General features: G+C 70.6%; 16 protein-coding genes and 2 pseudogenes. 8 read left to right on the top strand and 10 right to left on the bottom strand.

Annotation, left to right across the window (positions count from 1 at the left end):
* Positions 1–343: 343 nt before the first annotated feature.
* Complete coding sequence (locus ACIBEI_RS19765; protein ID WP_398890436.1) at positions 344–1,714, top strand: MFS transporter; 1,371 nt, start codon at positions 344–346, stop codon at positions 1,712–1,714.
* Between the two features lie 146 nt (positions 1,715–1,860).
* Positions 1,861–2,451, top strand: a complete 591-nt coding sequence (locus ACIBEI_RS19760; RefSeq protein ID WP_398890434.1) for a hypothetical protein — start codon at positions 1,861–1,863, stop codon at positions 2,449–2,451.
* Between the two features lie 18 nt (positions 2,452–2,469).
* Here ACIBEI_RS19760 and ACIBEI_RS19755 read toward each other — a convergent pair.
* Positions 2,470–2,694: pseudogene (locus ACIBEI_RS19755) on the bottom strand (IS630 family transposase); the annotation flags it as partial.
* Between the two features lie 223 nt (positions 2,695–2,917).
* A complete protein-coding gene (locus tag ACIBEI_RS19750; RefSeq protein ID WP_398890432.1) occupies positions 2,918–3,265 on the bottom strand; it encodes a MerR family transcriptional regulator in 348 nt (115 codons plus the stop codon).
* Between the two features lie 535 nt (positions 3,266–3,800).
* On the opposite strand from ACIBEI_RS19750, the gene ACIBEI_RS19745 reads away from it, so the two are divergent.
* Positions 3,801–4,187: a hypothetical protein gene (locus ACIBEI_RS19745; protein ID WP_398890430.1), complete on the top strand. Its 387-nt coding sequence runs from the start codon at positions 3,801–3,803 to the stop codon at positions 4,185–4,187.
* 146 nt (positions 4,188–4,333) lie between these two features.
* Here the strand turns inward: ACIBEI_RS19745 and ACIBEI_RS19740 are convergent, their stop codons facing one another.
* From ACIBEI_RS19740 to ACIBEI_RS19725, 4 genes are all read right to left on the bottom strand, one after another.
* The gene (locus ACIBEI_RS19740) at positions 4,334–4,663 is read right to left on the bottom strand and encodes an SCO5918 family protein (RefSeq protein WP_398890428.1); all 330 of its coding nucleotides are present in this window, start codon (positions 4,661–4,663) and stop codon (positions 4,334–4,336) included.
* Between the two features lie 203 nt (positions 4,664–4,866).
* Positions 4,867–6,414, bottom strand: a complete 1,548-nt coding sequence (locus tag ACIBEI_RS19735) for a DEAD/DEAH box helicase (RefSeq protein WP_398890426.1) — start codon at positions 6,412–6,414, stop codon at positions 4,867–4,869.
* 330 nt (positions 6,415–6,744) lie between these two features.
* Complete coding sequence (locus tag ACIBEI_RS19730; RefSeq protein ID WP_055611897.1) at positions 6,745–6,948, bottom strand: cold-shock protein; 204 nt, start codon at positions 6,946–6,948, stop codon at positions 6,745–6,747.
* A 305-nt stretch (positions 6,949–7,253) separates the two neighbouring features.
* On the bottom strand, positions 7,254–8,852 hold the full coding sequence (locus ACIBEI_RS19725) for an alpha/beta hydrolase (RefSeq protein WP_398890424.1): 1,599 nt from the start codon (positions 8,850–8,852) through the stop codon (positions 7,254–7,256).
* Between the two features lie 339 nt (positions 8,853–9,191).
* Between ACIBEI_RS19725 and ACIBEI_RS19720 the strand changes: the two genes are divergently transcribed.
* Positions 9,192–9,803, top strand: coding sequence for a phosphoribosylanthranilate isomerase (locus tag ACIBEI_RS19720; RefSeq protein ID WP_398890422.1), 612 nt, complete (start codon positions 9,192–9,194; stop codon positions 9,801–9,803).
* A 778-nt stretch (positions 9,804–10,581) separates the two neighbouring features.
* Here ACIBEI_RS19720 and ACIBEI_RS19715 read toward each other — a convergent pair.
* Complete coding sequence (locus ACIBEI_RS19715) at positions 10,582–10,914, bottom strand: antibiotic biosynthesis monooxygenase family protein (RefSeq protein WP_398890420.1); 333 nt, start codon at positions 10,912–10,914, stop codon at positions 10,582–10,584.
* Positions 10,915–11,129: 215 nt separating this feature from the next.
* Between ACIBEI_RS19715 and ACIBEI_RS19710 the strand changes: the two genes are divergently transcribed.
* The 3 genes and pseudogenes from ACIBEI_RS19710 to ACIBEI_RS19700 all read left to right on the top strand — a co-directional run bounded on the left by ACIBEI_RS19710 (position 11,130) and on the right by ACIBEI_RS19700 (position 18,052).
* On the top strand, positions 11,130–14,603 hold the full coding sequence (locus ACIBEI_RS19710; protein ID WP_398890418.1) for a S8 family serine peptidase: 3,474 nt from the start codon (positions 11,130–11,132) through the stop codon (positions 14,601–14,603).
* 63 nt (positions 14,604–14,666) lie between these two features.
* Positions 14,667–16,004, top strand: a pseudogene (locus ACIBEI_RS19705) (SpoIIE family protein phosphatase); the annotation flags it as partial.
* Positions 16,005–16,111: 107 nt separating this feature from the next.
* A complete protein-coding gene (locus ACIBEI_RS19700; RefSeq protein ID WP_398890837.1) occupies positions 16,112–18,052 on the top strand; it encodes a glycoside hydrolase family 5 protein in 1,941 nt (646 codons plus the stop codon).
* 37 nt (positions 18,053–18,089) lie between these two features.
* Here ACIBEI_RS19700 and ACIBEI_RS19695 read toward each other — a convergent pair whose 3' ends face one another.
* From ACIBEI_RS19695 to ACIBEI_RS19685, 3 genes are all read right to left on the bottom strand, one after another.
* On the bottom strand, positions 18,090–19,448 hold the full coding sequence (locus tag ACIBEI_RS19695; protein ID WP_398890416.1) for an MFS transporter: 1,359 nt from the start codon (positions 19,446–19,448) through the stop codon (positions 18,090–18,092).
* Positions 19,449–19,530: 82 nt separating this feature from the next.
* The gene (locus ACIBEI_RS19690; protein ID WP_398890414.1) at positions 19,531–20,451 is read right to left on the bottom strand and encodes an amidohydrolase family protein; all 921 of its coding nucleotides are present in this window, start codon (positions 20,449–20,451) and stop codon (positions 19,531–19,533) included.
* A 5-nt stretch (positions 20,452–20,456) separates the two neighbouring features.
* Complete coding sequence (locus ACIBEI_RS19685; protein ID WP_398890412.1) at positions 20,457–21,482, bottom strand: amidohydrolase family protein; 1,026 nt, start codon at positions 21,480–21,482, stop codon at positions 20,457–20,459.
* 193 nt (positions 21,483–21,675) lie between these two features.
* On the opposite strand from ACIBEI_RS19685, the gene ACIBEI_RS19680 reads away from it, so the two are divergent.
* A complete protein-coding gene (locus ACIBEI_RS19680) occupies positions 21,676–22,404 on the top strand; it encodes a response regulator transcription factor (protein WP_398890410.1) in 729 nt (242 codons plus the stop codon).
* Positions 22,405–22,411: the final 7 nt, after the last annotated feature.

Raw genomic sequence — 22,411 nt, 5'->3', positions numbered from 1 at the left:
AATGAATATTGACAGCGATTTGACAGGTATGACGGGGTTGACGCCACGGGAGGGTGCTGTTCGTGGGGTGTTGGGCGGCAAATGACGAGGTGGCGGGTGTGGTGTGCTCTATGCGCATTGAGGAGGTCTGCCCCCGCGCATGGCCGCATCGGGCGCTTTCCTACGGATGTCACGTGTAAATGCCAGGCAATTCCCGCGGGCGGCTTTTCTTTCGGGCTTCCTTGTCGAAATTGAATTTCCGGGCTTAGGGTGACAGGCGCGCTCCGGAACGTGTTTCATGCGAGGCCGTCCCCCCCATCTGCACCCGGACCGTGTGGCCCGGGCGTACCGGAAGTGACTCCCCATGCCTGATTTACCGTCCAAGACCGCTCCCGTGACCGTCGGCCCAAGACCGGCCGCGTCCCCTCCGCCGGCGGCGAAGACCGAGGCCCCACGGGTCGCCGTCGCCAGCCTGGTCGGCACCACGATCGAGTACTACGACTTCGCGGTGTACGGCACCGCGAGCGCACTTGTCCTCGGCCCCGCCTTCTTCCCCTCGGGCAACCCCACCGTCTCCTCCCTGGCCGCGTTCCTCACGTTCGCCGCGGCCTTCCTCTCCCGCCCCCTGGGTGTCGTCCTGTTCGGCACGATCGGTGACCGGCTGGGCCGCCGACGGGCCCTGGTCGCCTCGCTCCTGCTGATGGGCGTGGCCACGGTCGGCGTCGGCCTGCTGCCCACGTACGAGACCGCCGGACTCCTCGCCCCCGTACTGCTGGTGACGCTCCGTCTGCTCCAGGGCGTCAGCATGGGCGGCGAATGGGGTGGGGCGGTACTGCTCGCCGCGGAACACGCGCCGCCGGGCCGCCGCGCGCTGTACGCGTCCATCCCGCAGGCCGGCCCCTCGCTCGGCTTCCTGCTCTCCACCGCGGTCATCCTGCCCACCCTGAACATCGTGGGCCGGGACGGCTTCGTCGACTGGGCCTGGCGCATCCCGTTCCTGCTCAGCACCGTGCTCGTCGTGATCGGCCTGTGGGTGCGTACGACGGTCTCGGAGTCGCCGGTGTTCAGCGCGACGGCCGCCGACCGTACGGGACAGCCGCGCCCGGAACCCCCGACGGCATCCCGCTTTCCGCTGGTCACACTGCTCAAGCGGTACCCCGGCCGGGTGCTGCTCGGCACGGGCGCGGCGATCGGCGGCTCGGCCGTCTACTACCTGACGATCGTCTACAGCATCTCGTACGGGCCGAAGGAACTCGGCATCCCCCAGAACACGATGCTGACGGCCGCGAGTATCGGCGCGGCGGCCGGAATCGCCATCACCCTCCCCGTCGCCAGGCTGTCCGACCGGATCGGCCGGCGCCCGGTGATGCTGACCGGAGCCGTCGGCTGCGTGGTGTGGGCGGTGCCCATGTACGCGTCCCTGAGTTCGCGCAACGGGCTGGTGATCACCGGCGCGTACACGGTCGGCCTGATGTTCCTCGCGCTGATGTTCTCCCCGGTGGCGGCCTTCCTCCCGGAGCTGTTCCCGGCCCGGCTGCGCTACACCGGCGCCTCCGCGGCCTTCATCCTCGCCAACACCCTCGGCGGCGGCTTCGCCCCACTCGTCGCCACCTGGCTGAACAGCCACTGGGAATCACCACTGGTCCTCGGCTTCTACACCGGCACCCTCTGCCTGCTGAGCCTCCTGTGCCTGCTCGCCCTCCCGGAAACCCGCGACAAGGAGTTCGACATCTGACGGGCCCGTAAGCCCGTAACCGGTCGTCAGTTTCGGTGGTGTCGGTGGTGTGGAGATCGAGGCGACCGGAGTGACGGGAGTGGCGAGAGGGGGTCGCGGCGGCGCGTTCGCCGGGGAGGAGGAACGAGGACGAGGGCGAGGGCGGCGTGTTCCTGGCCGCCCGCTTTCTGGAGACCACCGACTACAACCCGTACGGCTTCGGCACCCATGTCGGCACATCGCCGAACTCGACGACGCCGGCTCCCCCGTCCGTCTCGTGCTGTGACCGCGAAGGTTCACCGGGTTCGGGTCTTCCGCCGACGCTGACGATCTCGGAGTATCGGAGAATGGGGAATCGGGGGGATCCGGCCGAGGCATTCCGGGCGGAGGTGGGCGTTGAGTTCGCGTTCCTGGTCGAGGACGCCGGCTTTTCGGGCCCGGAGCAGACTGACAATGGACTTCTCTTCCACGGCGTCGGCCTGGACGTGGAGGTCTGGTTCCTTGACGGGCACGAGCCCGTGGTGACGACGCTGGTCGCCCCGGTCGCATCGAACGGCGTGAGGTCCAGGGGAGTATGGCTGGACGAGTTGTATGTCGTGAGCGGATGCGGTCCCGCTCAGGACGTTCCCGGCTCGGCCTCGACCCGGCGAGCGACGCTCAAGCGAGTCCGTCAGCATGCGGCTGCGCTGCGTCGGCTCATTCCGCAGTTGCTCACCGCTGAGGGTTCACAGCTCATTGCCCGCTGTCGCCAGGGCTGAGCCGCGCCGGCCGGATCCTCATGCGGCCGGCGCGGTCCGTCCTCCCCAGCGGATGCCCTTCTCGCTGCGGGTGCGGGCGCGTTCCTTGCGTTCGGCGGCCAGGACGTCGCGGTGGCGGGCGTTGGCGTTGCGCCAGCGCAGGTAGGCGTGCCGGGCCCGGGTCCGCACGGTGTGGTCGGGGTGGTGGGAGTTGGCGATGGTGAACTGCCTCACCGGTCCGAAGTGCGCCTCGATCGGGTTCGCCGGCCGGCCCGGCGAACCTATGCGGTCAGAGCACAAGCGGCGGCTCCGGACGACCTGACCCGCATCCTCCGCGAGCCCGCCTCCGAGAGGACCCCCGTGAACGCCGCCGACACCGGGCACTCCGGCACCTGACCCCCTCCGGCGCACCGGCACCGGCACCGGCACCAGCACCGGCCGGTCCGCGTCGGCGTCGGTGTACTCGGTCGTGAGTGTGCCGACGTACTCAGGCGGACGTCTCGGGAGACTCGGACGTCTCCTTCGCGGCGCGGCGGTACTCGGCGTTGATGCGCTGTGCTTCCTCGAGCTGGTCCTCAAGGATGACGATGCGGCAGGCGGCTTCGACAGGGGTTCCCTGGTCGACGAGTTCGCGGGCGCGCGCGGCGATCCGTAGCTGGTAGCGGGAGTACCGCCGGTGTCCGCCTTCGGAGCGGAGCGGAGTGATCAGCCGTGCCTCGCCGATGGCCCGGAGGAAACCCGGGGTGGTGCCGAGCATTTCGGCTGCCCGGCCCATCGTGTACGCGGGGTAGTCGTCGTCGTCCAGACGACCGCTGAGCGGAGTATCTGCTGTCATGTCACCTCGTTGACCAACGCGTCGAGGGGCCCTGGTGCCGTACGGCACCAGGGCCCCGAAGGAAATTGAACACCATCTGTCGGCTCTACTGCTGCGCCGACCTTCTGTTTCCGCGGTCCGGCCCGGGAGACGGGCGGGTATGCGGGGATCGCGAATGCGTGACCGGGAACCACCTTCCATTCCGGGGTCTTGCGGTACCCGGCCGGATGATGCCCTGGCCGGGCGATCCTGATGGCGTCTGCTCCCTCCGTTCTTCCTCGGGACCTGTGGTGGAACTGTCGTCTTCTACCCGCCAGTTCGTGTCTGCCGGGTCTCTCTCGACCTTGTCTACGAGAGAAACACTAACCACGACGCAGGCCAATGTCTACTCTGGCGAGAGTAGATTTCGGTTCGCTTGAGGCGTAGGTATTCTGCGGTCCGCGGTGACGGCCGGTAACACCAGGTGACGCCGGGGCGGAGGCGGGTGTCACCTGGCGGGGCCGGGGCGGGGCCGTGCGGGTGAGGCCGGGCGGACCGCTGAATAGACTCGGCTTCCATGACGAACCCCGACCGGCTCCTCGTGGACATCTCCGCCCTCGTGGAGTCCGGGCAGAGCAATCAGATGTCGCTGACCGTGGTGGTCGGCGGTGCCGTCATCACCGGCCGGCTCGCTCCGGAAGCCGTGTGGAGGGAGCGGGTGTCGGAGGTCCTGAACGATTCGGACCGCCTGGGCCCGTTCTCCGCCGTCTTCGGCGCCGAGCCGGCAGCGGGTGGCGGCCCCGGGGACGGCGACCGTGGCGGCCCACCCGCGTATCTGCACTTCCACCTCGCCCGGATCCTCCAGGGCAACATCGGGATTCCCGAGACGGGCGGGATGTACCGCGTCGCGATCGAGGACGTCAGCGCCTGGACCGTGGGCGACGTCAGCTATTCCGACCACTGAACCGCCGTACCCGACACGCTCCGCAAGAGCGAGACGCTCCGCAAACAACGATGAGGGCCCTGCCGACGCGCGTCGGCAGGGCCCTCATCGTTGTTCCCGGTGTCAGCCGGGGAGTGGTACGTCCTGGTGTCGGCTCGCGCCGGCCGTCACAGGCCCAGGGGGGCCGGGGAAGGGGCCGGGCTGCCGAGCAGGGCCGACGCGGTCTGGAGCGGTGTGGCGGCGACCGGTGCGGGCTCGGGCGCGGGACCGGCCTGGCAGGTGAAGCCGAGCCGGGTCATGGCCCGTACGACCTCTCCGCTGGTGAAGTCGCGGCGGTCCTGCCGGGTGATGATCTCGCCCACCTGCTTGACCGGGTAGTGGCGGCGGCCGATGATCACGGACTCGCCCGTGATGGCCTCGGGCTTGACGCCCTTCATCGAGTCCAGGACCCCGCTCTTGTCGAGGTCGAACGGGAACCGGGCGATGACGCAGCGCATGATGCCTCACAGGGAAAGGAGGGGTGGGGAGGGGGGAGAAGAAAGACGAGGGGGACCGGGCCGGCCGGCCGGGGGACGATCAGCGGGAAGGCGCGAGAACGCCGGGCGACGCCCGGCACACTCTCCCACTGCCCGCCGGGAGCGCGTACCGGACGCGGCCCGGACCGCCCTTCCGGCGAGCGACGGGAAGACGACGACAGGACCTAGGCCGCCGCACCGGTGGCGGACGGGCGCTGCGGAGTGCGGCGGGCCTCGCCGGTCGAGCGGCCCTTGCCGCCCGTACGGCCCCGGCGGCCCCGGGACGAGGAGGAGGCGCCGCGCCGCGGCCGGTCCACGACCGGAGCGGTGATGACGACCGGCACGCCCGAGGGAGCCTGCGCGCCCGTGATGCGGTTCAACTCCGCCTCGCCCGAACGCACTTGAGTGGTCTGCGGGGTGATGCCGGCGGCGGCCATCAGCCGGCTCATGTCGCGGCGCTGGTTGGGGGTCACCAGCGTGACGACGCTGCCGGACTCGCCCGCGCGGGCCGTACGGCCTCCGCGGTGCAGGTAGTCCTTGTGGTCGCTGGGCGGGTCGACGTTGACGACCAGGTCGAGGTTGTCGACGTGGATGCCGCGGGCCGCGACATTGGTCGCCACCAGCACCGTGACGTGCCCCGTCTTGAACTGGGTCAGCGTCCGCGTGCGCTGCGGCTGGGACTTGCCGCCGTGCAGGGCGGCTGCCCGGACGCCGCTGTTCAGCAGGTGCTCGGTCAGCCGGTCCACCGCGTGCTTGGTGTCCAGGAACATGATCACCCGGCCGTCGCGCGCCGCGATCTCGGTGGTCGTCCGGTGCTTGTCCGCGCCGTGCACATGGAGGACGTGGTGCTCCATCGTGGTGACCGCGCCCTGGGACGGGTCGACGGAGTGGACCACCGGGTCGGCCAGGTAGCGGCGGACCAGCAGGTCGACGTTGCGGTCGAGCGTGGCCGAGAACAGCATCCGCTGGCCCTCGGGCCGCACCTGGTTGAGCAGTTCGGTGACCTGGGGCATGAAGCCCATGTCGGCCATCTGGTCGGCCTCGTCGAGGACGGTGATGGCGACCTGGCCCAGGCGGCAGTCGCCGCGCTCGATGAGGTCCTTGAGCCGGCCCGGCGTCGCGACGACGACCTCGGCACCGGCACGCAGCGCACCGGCCTGCCGCCCGATCGGCATCCCGCCGACCACGGTGGCGAGCCGCAGCGACACGGAACGGGCGTACGGGGTCAGCGCGTCGGTGACCTGCTGCGCCAGCTCGCGGGTGGGTACGAGGACGAGCGCAAGCGGCTGCCTCGGCTCGGCGCGCAGTCCCGCCGTACGGGCGAGAAGTGCGAGACCGAACGCGAGGGTCTTGCCGGAGCCGGTGCGGCCACGGCCCAGTACGTCACGGCCCGCGAGTGAGTTCGGCAGGGTCGCCGCCTGGATCGGGAACGGCACGGTCACGCCCTCCCGGCCGAGCGCGGCCAGCAGCTGCGCCGGCATGTCCAGCTCGGCGAACGCCTCGACGGCGGGCAGCGCGGGGGTGGTCGTCACCGGCAGTGCGAACTCGCCCTGCGGCGCGGACCGTTGACGGCTGTAGCCGCCCTCGGAGCGGCGCGAGCCACTGGAGTAGCCACCGGAGTAGCCGCCGCCCCTTCCGGAGCCCGAGCCGCCCGTGCGGGCGGATCCTCCCGAACGGGTGGACCCACCCGAACGGGTACGGGAGAAGCGGTCGTTCGTGCGTGTGCGGTTCATGCGGAACCTTCCTTGATGAGGCACGTATCAAGGAATTCCCGCAGCAAATGAGCAGCGCAGAGAATTGCAAGAACGAGCCGAAGAGAAGCCGAAGAGAATGGGGGGCCGAATCGGATCGGCGGAGAATGCTCGCGGGATACGTCGCTGAAGTGCGGGGCGATATTCCGGCGGCAGTGCCGGGTATTCCGTTCCAGAGGGTCCGGCAGTATGTCAACCGGAGCGTCGGTCCGAGCATTCCCGAGGAGCGGGATCGTGCGGGTTTTCTGGAATGCAGCGAGCTGGGGCCCGCACCCCAAGGTGCGGGCCCCAGCTGCGAAGTACGCGTCAGCGTCAGGCGGGAACGATGTTCTCGGCCGTCGGGCCCTTCTGGCCCTGGGCGATGTCGAAGGTGACCTTCTGGCCCTCCTGCAGCTCGCGGAAGCCCTGGGCGGCGATGTTCGAGTAGTGGGCGAAGACGTCGGCGCCGCCGCCGTCCTGCTCGATGAAGCCGAAGCCCTTTTCCGCGTTGAACCACTTCACGGTGCCTGCAGCCATGTCAAATCTCCTTCGGGGGTGCGTCGGAATCCACAACCTGTGAAATCCGAGTCGCCGTGATGATCGCCCCGTCTTCAAGATTTCGGGAACCACAACTGCAACTGAGATCGAGAGTAGCACGCTGCGGTCGGGCGTGTGCGGAGGATAATTCTGCTCTGCCTGTCGAGGAAGGAATGTTCATCGCGCGTCGTGTTCATTTCTTACTTCGCGGGCACAGATATTGACGCGCCAGGGGCGCCGGGCCGGGAAGGGCCCGACGCCCCTGGCGTCGATCGGTGTCGGTCAGCGTAGGTCCACCGAGTGGCTCAGCGCAGGGAGCCGAGCCGGTCGAGGCGCTCGTTGACGCCGTTGCGGAGCTCGCCGAGCGTCGTGCCGGGCGGGGCCACCTTGGGTGTGACGGTCGGCGGCTGGGTCTCGTCCGCGCAGGTCGCGCCCTTGGCCGGAACCTTCAGGTCGACCAGGTAGCCCGTGACCGCGTCCGTCGCGCAGACGCTCCGCCCGAAGGCGGTGTGTCCCTCCGCCTTGAACGTGAGCAGCGAGGCGTTGTCGAGCTGCCGGGACAGAGCCACCGCGTCCTGGTAGGGGGTGTCCGGGTCGCCGGTGGTGCCGAGGACCAGGATCGGCTTGGAGCCCTTGGCACGGTAGGAGCCGTCGTAGCGGCTGACGCGCTCGCCGGGCCACTGGGTGCAGGCCGTGGCGTGCTGGTGGTCGTAGGTCGGCGGGCCGAAGGCCATGGCCGGGCCGAGCAGCGGTGCCGCCTTGGCGTAGGCCGTGACGTTCCGCTTCAGCAGGGCCTGGTCACGCGGGTAGTCCCTGTCGACGCACTCGACGACCACGTTCGGGACCAGGAAGTCGAAGCTGCCCGGGGACGGCGGACGCAGCAGGAACGAGGTGTTGTCGCGCTGCTGGGCCTTGCGCAGGGCCTCGCCGAACGCGGGCCAGATGACCTTGCCCTCGTTGATGTTGAACATCAGCCGGTAGACCAGGGTGTAGCCGTTGGCCAGCCCGCCGCTCGCGGTCGGCACCGGGTTGGCGTCCAGGTCGCGCTTGAGCTTCTCGAACGCGGCCCGGGGGTCGCCGTCACCGAACCCGCAGGTGGCCTGGTCGGCCTTGCACCAGTCGAGGAAGCGGCTCATCGCGCCGTCCAGGGCCAGGTACTGGGGCTTGTCGTAGGAGTACGGCCGGTTGGCGTAGTGCACCGGGTCGTACGCCCCGTCGAGCGCCAGGGCGCGCACCCGCTTCGGGAAGAGCGCGGCGTAGACCGTACCGATGTACGTGCCGAACGACCGTCCGTAGTAGGTGAGTTGCTCCTCGCCCAGGGCCTGGCGGAGCAGGTCGATGTCACGGGCGACGTACTCGGTGCCCACGAACGGCAGCAGGTCGGCCGACTTGTCCGTGCAGGCCTGGTTGAACTCGGCGGCCTCGCGCAGGGCCGGGCCGAAGGCGTCGGGGCCCGGGGCGCCCTTCGCGTCGGTGACGGCCTTGGTGTACCGCGTGTCGTCCCAGCATTCGAGCGCCGAGCTGCGCGCGACGCCTCGTACGTCGTATCCGAAGACGTCGAACGAGTCGCGCAGGGCGGCCGGCAGGTCGTCGTAGTTGCCGCGGACGAAGTCCACGCCGGAGTTGCCCGGTCCGCCGGGCTGCATGAAGAGCGTGCCCTTGCGCTTCGTCTGATCGGCGGCCTTCTTGCGGATCACCGCCAGGGTGATCTTGCGGCCGTCCGGGGCCCGGTAGTCCAGCGGCACGTCGGCGTTCGCGCATTCGAAGCCGCCCTGGCAGTCGGTCCAGGAGAGGGACGGCACGGGCGGTGTCGGCAGCGAGCCCTTCGAGGCGGCCGCTGCCGTCGGGTCCTGCTGGGCGGCCGTCGCCTGGGCCCCCGACCCGGCGACGACGAGTGCGGTCACCGCGGCCGCGGCGATCCTCAGGCGGGTGAGGCCGTTCCGCGCCCCGGAACCGGACCTGAATCTGAGCCGGTGCGTCGGTCGGCCGTCTCGGCCGTCTCGGCCGGGCGGGACATGATCGTGCGTTGTCACTTCGTGCTTCCCCTCGGGCTGGTGTGACACCAAGAACCCACTGGTCAATGTGAGTTCGGAGAATTTCTAGCTCAACGGGACGGGGAATGGCCAGAAGAGCGGATCATGTCGCGGCCGTTCGGCCGGATCTCCACAACCGGTGGTGGCTGCCCCGGTACGGGACGGCACCCAACGCCGCGCGATCGGCCCCGCATACGGCAGGCTGAGGGGGTGAGCAGCTCCCTCTTCATCAAGATCTGTGGCCTGAAGACCGAGCGGGACGTCGACACGGCCGTCGAGGCGGGCGCCGACGCGATCGGCTTCGTCTTCTCGGCCAGCCCGCGCCGCATCGACACGGCCACGGCGGCGCGGCTGTGCGCCCGTGTGCCGGAGAACGTCCTGACGGTCGGTGTCTTCCGCGACGAGCCCCTGCGGGACGTACGGTCCCTGGCCACCGACTCGGGGATCCGTGCCGTCCAACTGCACGGCCCCGAGGACCGCGCCTATTACGACGACCTCGCGACGGCCGGCTGGACACTGATCCGCGCCGCGGCCTTCGGCGACCCCGCCCCGCGCCACGGGGACATGGGCGAGGACATCCTCCTCCTCGACGCCCCCGTCCCCGGCTCCGGCATCGCCTGGGACTGGTCGACCAAACCCCTGGCCGCTCCGGGGGAGAAGTGGCTCCTCGCCGGCGGCCTAACCCCGGACAACGTTGGCGCCGCCGTCACCGCCACCTCACCCTGGGGCGTAGACGTCTCCAGCGGCGTGGAACGGAGCCGCGGAGTCAAGGACCCCGCCCTCATCACAGCGTTCATCACAGCCACCCGCCACCGACCTTGACATAAACGGCCTGGCCCGCGCCGACCGGCGACCGGCCGTCACTCGCACGGCTCGCGGCCGGCTGCGACCAGAGTCGCCTGCGGCTGGCCTTGACCTGGGCTGCCCGCAACCGGCTCTGACCCGTGGAGCGGGTGAATGACCTGGTTTGCGCCGACCTTCGACCGGCCCTGAGCCGGCCTTCCGCGACCGGCCTTGACCGGCGCCGACCCGCGACCGCTCCTCACTCGTGCGGCTCGCGGCCGGCTTTGACCCGAGTCGCCTGCGGCTGGCCTTGACCTGCGCTGCCCGCAACCGGCTCGGACCCGCGCCGCGGGTAAATGGCCTTGAACCGGCCGACCGCCACTGGCATTGACCTGCGCCGACCCTCGACCGGCCCTCACTCGCGCGGCCCGCGACCGGCCTTGGCCCGAGCCATCCGCAGCGGGCCCGGCCCCGAGTCGCCCGCGACCGGCTTCTGAACAGTGCTGCCCGCAACCGGCCCTGCCCCGCGCCGCGGGTAAACGGCCTGCCCCGCGCCGACCCTGAACCGGCCGACCGCGACCGGCCTTGACCCGCGCCGACCCGCGACCGACCCTCACTCACGCGGCCCACGACCGGCCTTGACCCGAGTCGCCCGCGGCTGGCCTTGATCCGCGCAGCCCGCAGCCAGCGTTGATCCGAGCCACCCGCAGCGGGCCCCGCCCCGAGCCACCCGAAGCAGGCCCCGCCCCGAGTCGCCCCCGACCGGCCTCTGGACAGCGCTGCCCGCGACCGGCCCCGGTCCGCGCAACCGCCCGTGTCAGCCCTGCTTGGGGGCGGCCTGCTGGACCACCTCGAAGGTCCACAGGGTCGAGTCCGTCGCGGCGGGCTTTGGGCGCTCGCCGCCACCGGCGGCGGCGCTGTCGCGGTGGGCGGCCTGGCCGCGGCCGGACATCCAGTTCTGGAAGTCCTCCTCGGCGCGCCAGCGCGTGTAGACGAGGTAGGAGTCGGTGCCCTCCACCGGACGCAGCAGCTCGAACCACTCGAACCCGTCCGAGCTGTCCACGGTCCCGGCACGGGAGGCGAACCGCTTCTCCAGCGTCTCGCGCTGCTCTTCGGGAACGGTGAGTACGTTGATCTTGACGATGCTCATGTCCCCATTCTCCAGCAGCCGGCACGGCGGCGGATGGCGGGCCGCGCCCAAGCCCGGCGCCCCCCCGGGTTCCCCCCGACACATGCCTGACGCGTCGTCAGAAATAAATCGGATGTCTTGACAACCCGACTACAGCCCGACCCGTCTCTATGGCGAGTCGTTGGGCGTACGGGTGAGGCGCCGGGGTTCCGGTGTCGCGGGACGACTCCTGTCCGATGGTCCAAGTGTCAGGAGTTCAGGTGGAGTTACGTGCGAGACCCTTACGTTCCGTCGTGGCGGCAGGGGCCGTTTCGGCGGCCCTTCTGCTGGCCGGTGTCCCGGGCGGGACGGCCCAGGCCGCGCCCGCCGGTGACCCGGCCGACGGGCGTACCGGGTCGGTAGTCGTTGGCGCGAGCGGCGTTGGCAAGGCACAGAAGGTGAGGACGGTGACGCTGGTCACCGGCGACCGGGTCCGGCTGGACGGCGCCGGCCGGGTCACCGGGGTGGAGCGGGCCAAGGGCCGGGAGCGGATTCCCTTCTCGGTCCGGGTGGTCGACGGACACACCCAAGTGGTGCCGGGCGACGCGCAGTTGCTGCTCGCACAGGGCAAGCTGGACACCCGGCTGTTCGACGTGACGCAGCTGCTGGCGGACGGCTACGACGACGTCGGCCGGTCCGAGCTGCCGCTGATCGTCACGTTCCGGGGCAAGAAGGCGCCCTCGATGAGCCCGTTCACCGGGGCCGGGGCGCGGCTGGGCCGGGCGCTCCCGGTCGTCAACGGCAAGGCGATGCGCTCCGTGAAGCAGCGTGGCGCCGAGTTCTGGAACGCCATGACCGGCACCGGCACCGGCACCGGCGGTGAGGGCAAGGGCGATGGAACAGCCCGGTTCGCCGACTCGACCGCCGTCGAGAAGCTGTGGCTCGACGGCAGGCGCAAGGCAAGCCTCGACAAGAGCGTCCCGCAGATCGGCGCGCCCACGGCCTGGGCCGCCGGGTTCGACGGCACCGGCACCAAGGTCGCCGTCCTGGACACCGGGATCGACACCACCCACGCCGACCTGGCGAGCCAGGTGATCGAGGAGCGGGACTTCTCCGGCTCCTCCGGCCCGGGTGACAAGTTCGGCCACGGCACCCACGTGGCGTCCATCACCGCCGGTACGGGAGCCAGGTCGGACGGCAAGTACAAGGGCGTCGCCCCGGGCGCGAAGCTCCTGAACGGCAAGGTCCTGGACGACAACGGCTTCGGCTCGGACTCCGGGATCATCGCGGGCATGGAGTGGGCGGTGGCGCAGGGCGCCGATGTCGTCAACCTCAGCCTCGGCGGCACGGACACGCCCGGCGTCGACCCGATGGAGGAGACGGTCAACCGGCTCTCCGCCGAGTCGGACACGCTCTTCGTCGTCGCGGCGGGCAACGACGGCGAGTTCGGCGAGGGGACCGTCGGCTCGCCCGGCAGCGCCGACGCCGCGCTCACCGTCGGCGCGGTCGACAAGGCCGACCGGCTCGCGGACTTCTCCAGCCGCGGCCCGCGCGTCGGCGACGGCGGGGTCAAGCCCGACCTGACCGCGCCCGGTGCCGCCATCACGGCCGCCTCGGCCGCCGGCAGCGTCCTGGAGGGCGCGTACCCCTCCGACATACCCGGCTACCTCACCATCGACGGCACCTCCATGGCGTCCCCGCACGTCGCGGGCGCCGCCGCGATCCTCGCCCAGCAGCACCCCGACTGGACCGGTGAGCGTCTCAAGGCGGTCCTCACGGGCTCCGCGAAGCCGGGCGCGTACAGCTCCTTCCAGCAGGGGACCGGCCGCACCGACGTGGTGCGGGCGATGGAGCAGAGCGTCGTCACCGAGCAGGGGCCGATCGACTTCGGCAAGCAGCGGTGGCCGCACAACGACGACGAACCGGCGACCAAGAAACTGACGTACCGCAACCTCGGTTCGGAGCCGGTCACCCTGGACCTGTCCGTCGACGCGTTCTCGGTGGACGGCAAGCCCGCGGCCGAGGGCATGTTCGCCGTGTCGCCGCGGCAGCTCACCGTCCCGGCGGGCGGCGAGGCGACCGCCGACGTGACCGCCGACACCCGCGCCGGCAGCGCCGACGGCACCTTCGGCGGCTCGGTGCAGGCCACCTCCGCCGACGGCAAGACCCAGGTGCGTTCCGCCGTCGGCGTGGAGCGCGAGGTCGAGTCGTACGACCTGACGGTCAAGCACCTCGACGAGAACGGCGAGCCGGTCGGCGACGCTGCCACCCAACTCAGCGCCATCCACAGCGACTTCTACGCCGACCTCGCCGACGAGCAGGACGGCGAGATCACCGTACGGGTGCCCAAGGGCGTCTACACCCTGAGCGGTGTGATCCACCCCTCGTACGACGCCGCCACGCACGCCGTGCTGGTGCGGCCGATGCTGAACGTGGACAAGGACACCACCGTCGCCGTCGACGCCCGGCAGGCGCGGCCGGTGGACATCACCGTGCCCGACGCGGCGGCGAAGAACACCGAGGCCACGGTCGTCTACACCTACGACCGGGGCGGTGAACTGAGCCCGGGCAACCTCCAGTTCCTGGTGCCGACCTTCCAGGGCACGCGGTTCGGGCAGCTCGGACCCGACGAGTCCGCGGGCGGCATGTCCGCCGTGTTCGCCGGCGACTGGACCCGCACGGACGACACGGGTCGGCCGGTCGCCTACCACCTGGCCTGGAACCGCGCCGGCCGGCTGGACGGCTTCACCGCCGACATCCGGCAGGACCAGCTCGCCAAGGTCGACGTCCAGGTGGGCGTGCCCGTCGAGGGCAGAGGCGTCCAGTTCGAGGCGTCCGCGCACACGCCCGACGGGGGCCTGGTCCTCAGCTACGACGACCTGCGCGCCGACCTGCCGCTGAGCACCACGGAGTACGTCCTCGACAACGACGTCAAGTGGTCCTTCCGCGCCTGGCAGATGTTCGGCGAGGGCGACGACAGGGTCTCGGAGAGCTTCCTGATGCGGATGCCGAGGACCTGGCAGGCCGGACGGAGCTACACCGAGCGGTTCAACGTCGGCGTCTTCGGCCCGACCATGCCCGCCGCGGGTGACCTCGGCCCGGAGCGGGGACTCCCCGGAGTCGTGCGGTACGGGAACGTCATCAGGGCCTACACGCCGCTGTTCGGCGACGGCTCCGGCCACTGGGGCCTCAGTGACTACACCTCGGTGACCAGTTCGCTGCAGGCCAACGGCAAGGAGATCCCCGACGACCACGGCATCTCGCCGATCGACCTCACCGAGTACACCGTTCCGGCCGGCGACAGCGCGTACCGACTGACCGTGGACGCCTCACGTGATCCCGCGGTGTACCCGGTCAGCACCCGGGTCCGCACGGAGTGGACCTTCCGCTCCGCCACCACCCCCGAGGACGGCACGACCGCGCTCCCGCTGTCGGTGATCCGCTTCTCCCCCGACCTGACCCTGTCCAGCACGGCGAAGGCGGGCAAGCGGTTCGAGGTCCCCTTCACCGTCGAGGGCGCGGCCACGGGCAAACGCCCCGCCAAGCTCGCCTTCGAGGTCTCGTACGACGGAGGCACCACCTGGCAGCCCACCAAGGCCGTCGGCGGCACGCACCTCTCCCTGAAGCACCCGGCGAAGGCGGGCTCGGTCTCCCTCCGGGCCAAGCTGACGGACCGCGCCGGCAACACCCTGGTCCAGACGATCGAACGGGCCTACAACACGACCCTGTAACCCCGTAGCTGTCTGGATCTTGCACCCGGCCTCGTCCGGGGCGGTGTCACCACCGCCCCGGACGAGGCCGTTCGTGAGGTGTACGGCTTCCACTCGGCCATGACCGTGCCCCTGTCGGCGCGCGGCACCGCCCTGGGTGTCGTCGTCCTCGCCCGGCACCGGCACCCCGACCCGTTCAATCAGGACGACCTGGTACTGGCCGAGGAACTGGCGGCCCGGGCGGCGGTCTGCATCGACAACGCCCTGCGCTACACCCGCGAACGCGGCACGGCCGTCACCCTGCAGCGCAGCCTGCTGCCGCAGAGCCTGCCCGAGCAGGCCGCGGTGGAGGTCGCCTTCCGCTACCTCCCGGCCGGTGCCCGGGCCGGCGTGGGCGGGGACTGGTTCGACGTGATCCCGCTGTCCGGAACCAGGGTGGCGCTGGTCGTGGGCGATGTCGTGGGCCATGGCATCCACGCCTCGGCGACCATGGGCCGGCTGCGTACCGCCGTACGCACGCTCGCGGACATCGGCCTGCCTCCCGACGAACTGCTCACCCACCTCGACGACCTGGTCGGCCGCCTGGCCACCGAGGCGGAGGGCGTGGAGCCGTCCGCCGCCGAGGGGGAGAGCCCGGGAGGCGTCGGAGCGACCTGCCTGTACGCCGTGTACGACCCCGTCTCCCGCCGGTGCACCCTCGCCAGGGCCGGGCATCCCCCGCCGGCCGTCGTGACCCCGGACGGCACGGTGGAGCTGCTCGACGTTCCCGCGGGGCCCCCGCTCGGCCTGGGCGGTCTGCCCTTCGAGTCCCTCGACACCGAACTGCCGGAAGGAAGCCTGCTCGCCCTCTACGCCTACGGCCTGATCGAGTCCAGCGACAGCGACAGCGACCTCGACGAGGGCACCTCCAGGCTGCGCCGCGCCCTCGCCGCTCCCGCGGTCTCCCTGGAGGCGCTGTGCGACGCGGTCCTGGCGGCCGTGCTCCCCCGGCGGCCCAGCGACGACGTGGCCCTGCTCATCGCCCGGACCCGGGCGCTCGACACCGACCGGGTCGCCGCCTGGGACATCGACCCCGACCCCGCCGCCGTCGGTGAGGCCCGCAAGAACGCGCTCGGCCGGCTGGCGGCCTGGGGCCTGTCCGACGCCGCCTTCGTCACCGAACTGGTCGTCGGCGAACTGGTCACCAACGCCATCCGGCACGCCGCGCCGCCCATCCAACTGCGCCTCATCCACGACCGGACCCTCATCTGCGAGGTCTCGGACGCCGGCAGCACCGCACCCCACATGCGCCGCGCCCGTTCGTACGACGAGGGCGGCCGAGGTCTCCTCCTGGTCGCCCAGCTGACCCGGCGCTGGGGCACCCGCCCCACCCCCACGGGCAAGACGATCTGGGCGGAACAGAGCGTGGAGCCGGACCTGTGACCCACGAGGCCGGAGAGCCGCACCCGTAGGCCTGGACCAATACCGCCCCATCCCTCATGATGACGCTGGCATGACAACGTCAGTCAGTGTCGTCCTCGGGATTCGGGATGGTGACCGTGCGCGGATCCTTCGTCGGGGCGGCTCTGACCGCCGTACTTCTGCTGGCGCCCCTGACGCCCGTACCGGCTGCCGCGGCCCCGCAGGGGTCTGCCGCCAAGAGTGCTCCCCGATCGGAATCCGCCTCGGCCGCCGCGGACTGGACGGCGCCGCTCAGTGCACGAGGCCGCTGGATCGTCGACGCGGACGGCGACCGCTTCAAGCTGCGGTCCGGCAACTGGCATGGCGCCAGCGGTACTTGGAACGGCTCGGGAAGCGTGGACGAGGACGCCAACCATCACGCGGGGGAGAACTCGGGCCGGACCCCCCTCGGCCTGGACCGGGCCCCCATGGCCGAGATCATCGCCGGTTTCCAGGAGATCGGGATCAACAGCATCCGGCTGCCGTTCTCCAACGAGATGATCCACGACGGCGTGCCCGTCAAGGACGACGCGGTCGCCGCGAACCCGTCCCTGCGCGGCATGACCCCGCTCCAGGTGTACGACGCGGTGGTACGCGAACTCACCGCCGCGGGCCTCGCCGTGATCCTCAACAACCACACCAACACGACCCGTTGGTGCTGCGGAGTCGACGGCAACGAACGCTGGAACGCGAGTCAGTCCACCCAGACCTGGGAGGCGGACTGGCTCTTCATGGCCCGCCGCTACAAGGACAACAAGCGTGTCGTCGGCGCCGACCTCTACAACGAGGTCCGCCGCAACATCTGGGACGACCCCAACTGGGGCCTCGGCGACGACCACGACTGGTTCGCCGCCTCCCAGCGCGTCGGCGACCGCATCCTGACGGAGGCCAACGCGGACCTCCTGATCATCGTCGAGGGCATCAACTGGACCGGCATCCCCATCGACGGCTTCGCACACGAACGCCCCACCCTGGAGCCCGTACGCCGTCTCTCGCACACCCTCGTCGACTCCGGCAAGCTCGTGTACTCCGCCCACTTCTACGACTACACGGGCCCGAACCACAGCGGCGCCACGGGAACGGGCGAGACGACCGACCCCCGCTACCGCGACTTCAGCCCCGCCGAACTGACCGCCGTACTGAACCGCCAGGCGTTCTACGTCACCGCGGAACAGGACCAGCACTTCACGGCCCCCGTCTGGATCAGCGAGTTCGGCGTCGGCGGCCGTGAGGAGACGGGCGCCGAGCAGCGTGCCTGGTTCGAGAACTTCGTCGACCAACTGGTCCGTACCGACGCCGACTTCGCGTACTGGCCGCTCGTCGGGTGGCACGAGAACCGCAGGGGCAACGGCTGGGCCCTGCTGCACTGGGACTCTGCGGGCCACCGCATGGGCGTGTACGACGGTGACGACTGGCGGGCCGCGGCGTGGACCCGGCTCGTCCAGGCCTCCGGCCGTACGGGCCCTGTCGCCCCCGTGACGGAGTGGTCGATGCTCAGCCCCGACCACGGCGACTTCGTCGCCTCGCGACGCATGCGCGCACTCCCCGACTGGGACTCCGGCGCCCGCAAGGCCGCCTGCCCCGACGGACAACGCCTCCTCGGCCTCAGCCACACGGGCAACCGGGGCCTGTGCTCGGACGTGACCGCCGGGGCCTTGTGGGCCCCGGCGGGCGGACACGAGGTGGTCAGGGACGAGCGCCACGTCGTCCCGGGCGGCGACTGGGCCTCCGGATACACCAAACTCCAGTGCCCCGACGGCCACTTCCTCACCGGCTACAGCGTCCGCGGCTCCGCCGTCTCCGCCGCCCTGTGCGCGGCCGCCCCGACCGGGAAGCTCGGGGCGGCCGGCCGTACGGTCTGGTTCGACCGCGGCGACGACAGGGGCCCGGCCCCCAAGGGCGGCGACTTCGCGAGCGGCCACTACAAGGGCCAGTGCGCGGCCGACGAGTACGCGGCCGGCATCGCCTACACCGGCCGCGTCGGCTCGGCACGGACCCCGGACGCGCTGTACTGCCGGAAACTCGCCTGACCCGCCTGGTCTCAGGCAGGGACCCCCGCACGTTGTCTCAGGCAGGGACCCCCGCACGTTGCCGCTCCGCTTCCGCGAGGCGTGCCGAGCGGGTCAGGGGGCCGAAGACGGCCAGCACGACCGCGCCGACCAGCCAGGTGCCGGCGATGAAGTAGAAGACGCTCTGATAGCCGTGGCCGTTGTAGAGCGCCGCGACGATCAGCGGACCGGCGGCGTTCGACAGCCGGCCGAAGCCGTAGGAGACGCTCGTCCCCAGCGAGCGGCCCCGGGTGTCGAAGAGTTCGGGTGAGTAGGCGTAGGCGAGGGCGGTGTAGCCGCGCTCGAAGAGGTTCACCAGGAAACCGAACACGATGATGAGGACCGGGTTGAACGTGAGCCCGTACAGCAGACCGCAGGCCGCGATCACCGTGCCGAAGGCGACCAGGCACCACTTGCGTTCGAACCGGTCGGTGACCAGCGACGCGAGATAGCAGCCGAGCGGTGCGCCGACCGTCGTCAGGGCCACGTAGAAGACGGACTTCTCGACGCTGAAGCCCTCCTTGGCCAGCAGGGTGGGCGCCCAGCTCGAGTAGCCGAAGAAGCCGATGGTCTGCGTCATCCACAACACGGTGAGCAGCAGCGTCGGGTACAGGTACTTCTTCTGGAGGAGCAGGCGGAGCGGTGCCTTCGTCGACGGTGTCACGTCGACCGGGGGCGCGGGCTCGGGCAGGGGTCCCTTCTCCGCGACGACGCTCGCCTCGATCTCTCTCAGGACCGCGTCGGCCTTGGCGTGCTCGCCCCTGCTCTCCAGCCAGCGGGGTGACTCCTTGAGATGCCGGGTGAACAGGACGAGCAGGATGCCCAGGGAGCCCCAGATGTAGACCAGCCGCCACGACCAGTCGGTGAGCGGTACGACCGCGCTCGCGATGAGGTTGGTGACGGGAGTGCCGCAGATGCCGATGACGATGGCGTACGCCTGGTACTTGCCGCGGACCGCCGACGGATACATCTCGTTGATGTAGACGACTCCCACGACGGTCATCGCCGACAGCCCCGCCGAGGTCAGCACACGGAACACACCGAGGGACACGAGGTCCCAGGAGAAGGCCGCCGCGAACGAGAAGAAGCCGAAGAACATCGTCGTCCACAGCAGGGCCCGCTTTCGGCCCCACCGGTCGGAGATGGACCCGGCGACGATCGCCCCGATGAACATGCCGACGAACGAGAGCGAGGTGACGTAGGCGACCTGGTCGACCGTCAGGCCCCACAGCTTGATCAGTTTCGGCGCGGTGGTGGCGAAGCTGTTGATGTCCGCGAACTCGAAGAAGTAGGCGAAGGCGATGGCGAGGAGAGTGACTTTGTGGAACCGGGAGACCGGAAGCCTGTCCAGCCGGTTCAGCGCGTTGGCTTGTCGCATGAGCGGACCCTTGTCCAAGTTGGGGAGAAACAGGGGGAGTTGGGGGTTGGGGAGGAACAGGGGGAGTTGGGGATTCGGTGGGTCAGAGGTTCTCGTCGGGCCAATAGAGGCCCATCGGGTTGGCGACCAGGAGCTTGTGCCGCTGCTCGTCGGTGACCGCGACCTGTGGCAGGTGGTCGACGAGGAGGCCGTCGTCGGGCATGTGGTCGGTGAGGTTGGGGTGGGGCCAGTCGGTGCCCCACAGCACCCGGTCGGGGAACTCCGTCACGACGCGGCGGGCGAAGGGGACGACGTCGGTGTAGGCGTGCCGTTCGCCGTCCAGGGCGGCGGGTCCGGTCACGCTGAGGCGCTCGGGACAACTCACCTTCACCCGGACATCGTTGGCGTCGACGAAGCGCAGGAACCGTGCGAACCGCGGCCCGTCCACCGGCTGGGTGACATCCGGGCGCCCCATGTGGTCCACCACCAGCGGAACGGGCAACGAGCCGAAGAACCCCTCCAGTTCGGGCAGGTCGGCGCTCTCGAAGTAGAGGACGACGTGCCAGCCCAGCGGGGCGACCTTCCTCGCGATCGTGCGCAGGTCGTCCTTGGGGGAGGCGTCGACGAGACGTCGTACGAAGTTGAAGCGCACCCCGCGTACGCCCGCTATGTGGAGGTCCAGCAGCTTCCTCTCGGAGACGTCCGGACGGACGGTCGCTATGCCGCGCGCCCTGCCGTCGGCCGCCCGGACGGCGTCCACCATCGCGGAGTTGTCCACGCCGTGGCAGGTGGCCTGCACGATGACGTTCCGGCTGATGCCCAAGTGGTCCCGGAGCGCGAACAGTTCGGCGCTGCCGCCGTCACAGGGGGTGTACTTCCGCTCCGGTGAGAAGGGGAACTCCGCCTGGGGGCCGAAGACATGGCAGTGGGTGTCGACGGTTCCCGGCGGCAGCCGGAACTCGGGCCTGGACGGGTTCTCGTACCAGTCCAGCCAGCCGGGGGTCTTGGCGGCGGGAGTGCTCATGGTGCTCACCGGCCCTGGCGCTTCAGCAGTGCGTCCAGGCGGGGGTACACCGCGCGGGCATTGTGCTCCTGGACCGACGCCAGGTCCTGCGCGGGAAGCCCGGCCGCCTCCGCGTAGCGGCGGGTGTCGTCGAAGTGGTGGCCGGTGCACGGGTCGATGTCGCGGACGGCTCCGATCATCTCCGAGGCGAAGAGGATGTTCCGGGCCGGGATCACGTCGTACAGGAGGTCCGAACCGGACTGGTGGTACACGCAGGTGTCGAAGTAGACGTTGCCCAGGACGTGTTCCTCCAGCGGAGGTTTGCCGAGCGCCATGGCGAGGCCCCGGAAGCGGCCCCAGTGGTAGGGGACGGCACCGCCGCCGTGCGGGATGACGAGACGCAGGGTCGGGAAGTCGGCGAACAGGTCACCCTGGACCAGCTGCATGAACGCCGTGGTGTCGGCGTTGAGGTAGTGCGCGCCGGTGGTGTGGAAGGCGGGGTTGACGCTCGTGCTGACGTGGACCATCGCCGGGATGTCGTACTCGACCATCTTCTCGTAGACGGGGTACCACGAGCGGTCGGTGAGCGGCGGGGCGGTCCAGTGGCCGCCCGAGGGGTCGGGGTTGAGGTTCAGGGCCACGGCGCCGAACTCCTCGACACAGCGGGTGAGTTCGGGGAGACAGGTGGCGGGGTCGACGCCGGGCGACTGCGGAAGCATCGCGGCGGGCACGAAGCGCTCCGGATACAACCGGCTGACGCGGAAGCAGAGTTCGTTGCAGATCGCCGCCCAAGCGGCGGAGGTCCCGAAGTCCCCGATGTGGTGTGCCATGAACGACGCGCGGGGCGAGAAGACCGTCAGGTCGATGCCGCGCTCGTCCATCAGCCGGAGCTGGTTCGGCTCGATGGTCTCGCGCAGCTCGTCGTCGCCGATGCGCAGATCCGCGCGGGCGGGAGCGGCCGACGGTTCGGTGAGGGAGGCGATCTGCCGGTTCCGCCATGCCTCCAGGGCCGGCGGGGCGGTCGTGTAGTGACCGTGACAGTCAATGATCATTACGGCGTCCTTCGCGGCGGGCTGCTGGGTGCCGTGCAGCCTGGCTCGGCCCCGCACGGGCGGGCGAGAGACCCGGACGCAGAACTAACCTCCCCTTAACACTCCGGCGGGCGCACGGTCGGTGTGGTTTACATTCGGCTGCGAGCAGAGGCGGCGGACGCGGCCGAGGAGCGTCCGAAGGGAGGTGGACAGGGTGCGGATACTGCTGGCCGAGGACGACGACGGTGTGGCCGCGGCGCTCGTGGAGGTCCTGTACGACCATGGTCACGTCACCAGGCGGGTTCGGTACGGCAGGGAGGTGCTGACCTACCACCGCAGCTCCGACCTGCTGCTTCTCGACCTGGGCCTGCCCGACACCGACGGTCTGGACGTGCTGCGCGCCCTGCGGGCGGTGAGCGACATGTCGGTGGTGGTGCTGACCGCCCGCGGCGACGAGCGCTCGGTCGTGCGCGGACTGCGGCTCGGGGCCGACGACTACCTCGTCAAGCCGGTACGTCTCGCCGAGCTGCTCGCGCGGATCGACGCCGTCACCCGGCGGAACGCGGCGAAGGGCGCTTCCGCTGTGCGGGCGGGCGCCTCCGCCGTACGAACGGTCCGTGCCGGTGACGTCGCGGTGGACCTCGACGCACGCCGGGTCGTGGTCGGCGGGGCGGAGGTAGAGCTGACCACCAAGGAGTTCGACATCCTCGCGGTGCTGGCCGGACGCGCGGGCACGGCGGTCAGCCGCGAGCAGCTCCTGGACGAGGTGTGGGGCGACGCCCACCACGCCGTGTCCCGCTCCCTGGACGTCCACCTCACCCAGCTGCGCGCCAAGCTGTGCCGCCCCGAGCTGCTCACCACGATCCGCGGCTTCGGCTACCGATTCGGGGACCTGGGGGACCTGTCCGGGGACCCCGGGAACCTTCGCGATTCCGGGGCCTGAGGAGCCG

The organism is Streptomyces sp. NPDC050988 (assembly GCF_044456225.1).
In the GTDB taxonomy this organism is placed as follows: domain Bacteria; phylum Actinomycetota; class Actinomycetes; order Streptomycetales; family Streptomycetaceae; genus Streptomyces.
This window is presented reverse-complemented; position numbering and strand designations above follow the sequence as displayed.

What these genes read in the sequence shown, in the direction of transcription:
- ACIBEI_RS19740 (WP_398890428.1), bottom strand. Translation starts at nt 4,663, where the DNA reads ATGCGCTGCGTCATCGCCCGGTTCCCGTTCGACCTCGACAAGAGCGGG.
- ACIBEI_RS19745 (WP_398890430.1), top strand. Translation starts at nt 3,801, where the DNA reads ATGACGAACCCCGACCGGCTCCTCGTGGACATCTCCGCCCTCGTGGAG.
- ACIBEI_RS19730 (WP_055611897.1), bottom strand. Translation starts at nt 6,948, where the DNA reads ATGGCTGCAGGCACCGTGAAGTGGTTCAACGCGGAAAAGGGCTTCGGC.
- ACIBEI_RS19695 (WP_398890416.1), bottom strand. Translation starts at nt 19,448, where the DNA reads ATGCGACAAGCCAACGCGCTGAACCGGCTGGACAGGCTTCCGGTCTCC.
- ACIBEI_RS19750 (WP_398890432.1), bottom strand. Translation starts at nt 3,265, where the DNA reads ATGACAGCAGATACTCCGCTCAGCGGTCGTCTGGACGACGACGACTAC.
- ACIBEI_RS19735 (WP_398890426.1), bottom strand. Translation starts at nt 6,414, where the DNA reads ATGAACCGCACACGCACGAACGACCGCTTCTCCCGTACCCGTTCGGGT.
- ACIBEI_RS19700 (WP_398890837.1), top strand. Translation starts at nt 16,112, where the DNA reads ATGGTGACCGTGCGCGGATCCTTCGTCGGGGCGGCTCTGACCGCCGTA.
- ACIBEI_RS19710 (WP_398890418.1), top strand. Translation starts at nt 11,130, where the DNA reads ATGGTCCAAGTGTCAGGAGTTCAGGTGGAGTTACGTGCGAGACCCTTA.
- ACIBEI_RS19690 (WP_398890414.1), bottom strand. Translation starts at nt 20,451, where the DNA reads ATGAGCACTCCCGCCGCCAAGACCCCCGGCTGGCTGGACTGGTACGAG.
- ACIBEI_RS19765 (WP_398890436.1), top strand. Translation starts at nt 344, where the DNA reads ATGCCTGATTTACCGTCCAAGACCGCTCCCGTGACCGTCGGCCCAAGA.
- ACIBEI_RS19715 (WP_398890420.1), bottom strand. Translation starts at nt 10,914, where the DNA reads ATGAGCATCGTCAAGATCAACGTACTCACCGTTCCCGAAGAGCAGCGC.
- ACIBEI_RS19685 (WP_398890412.1), bottom strand. Translation starts at nt 21,482, where the DNA reads ATGATCATTGACTGTCACGGTCACTACACGACCGCCCCGCCGGCCCTG.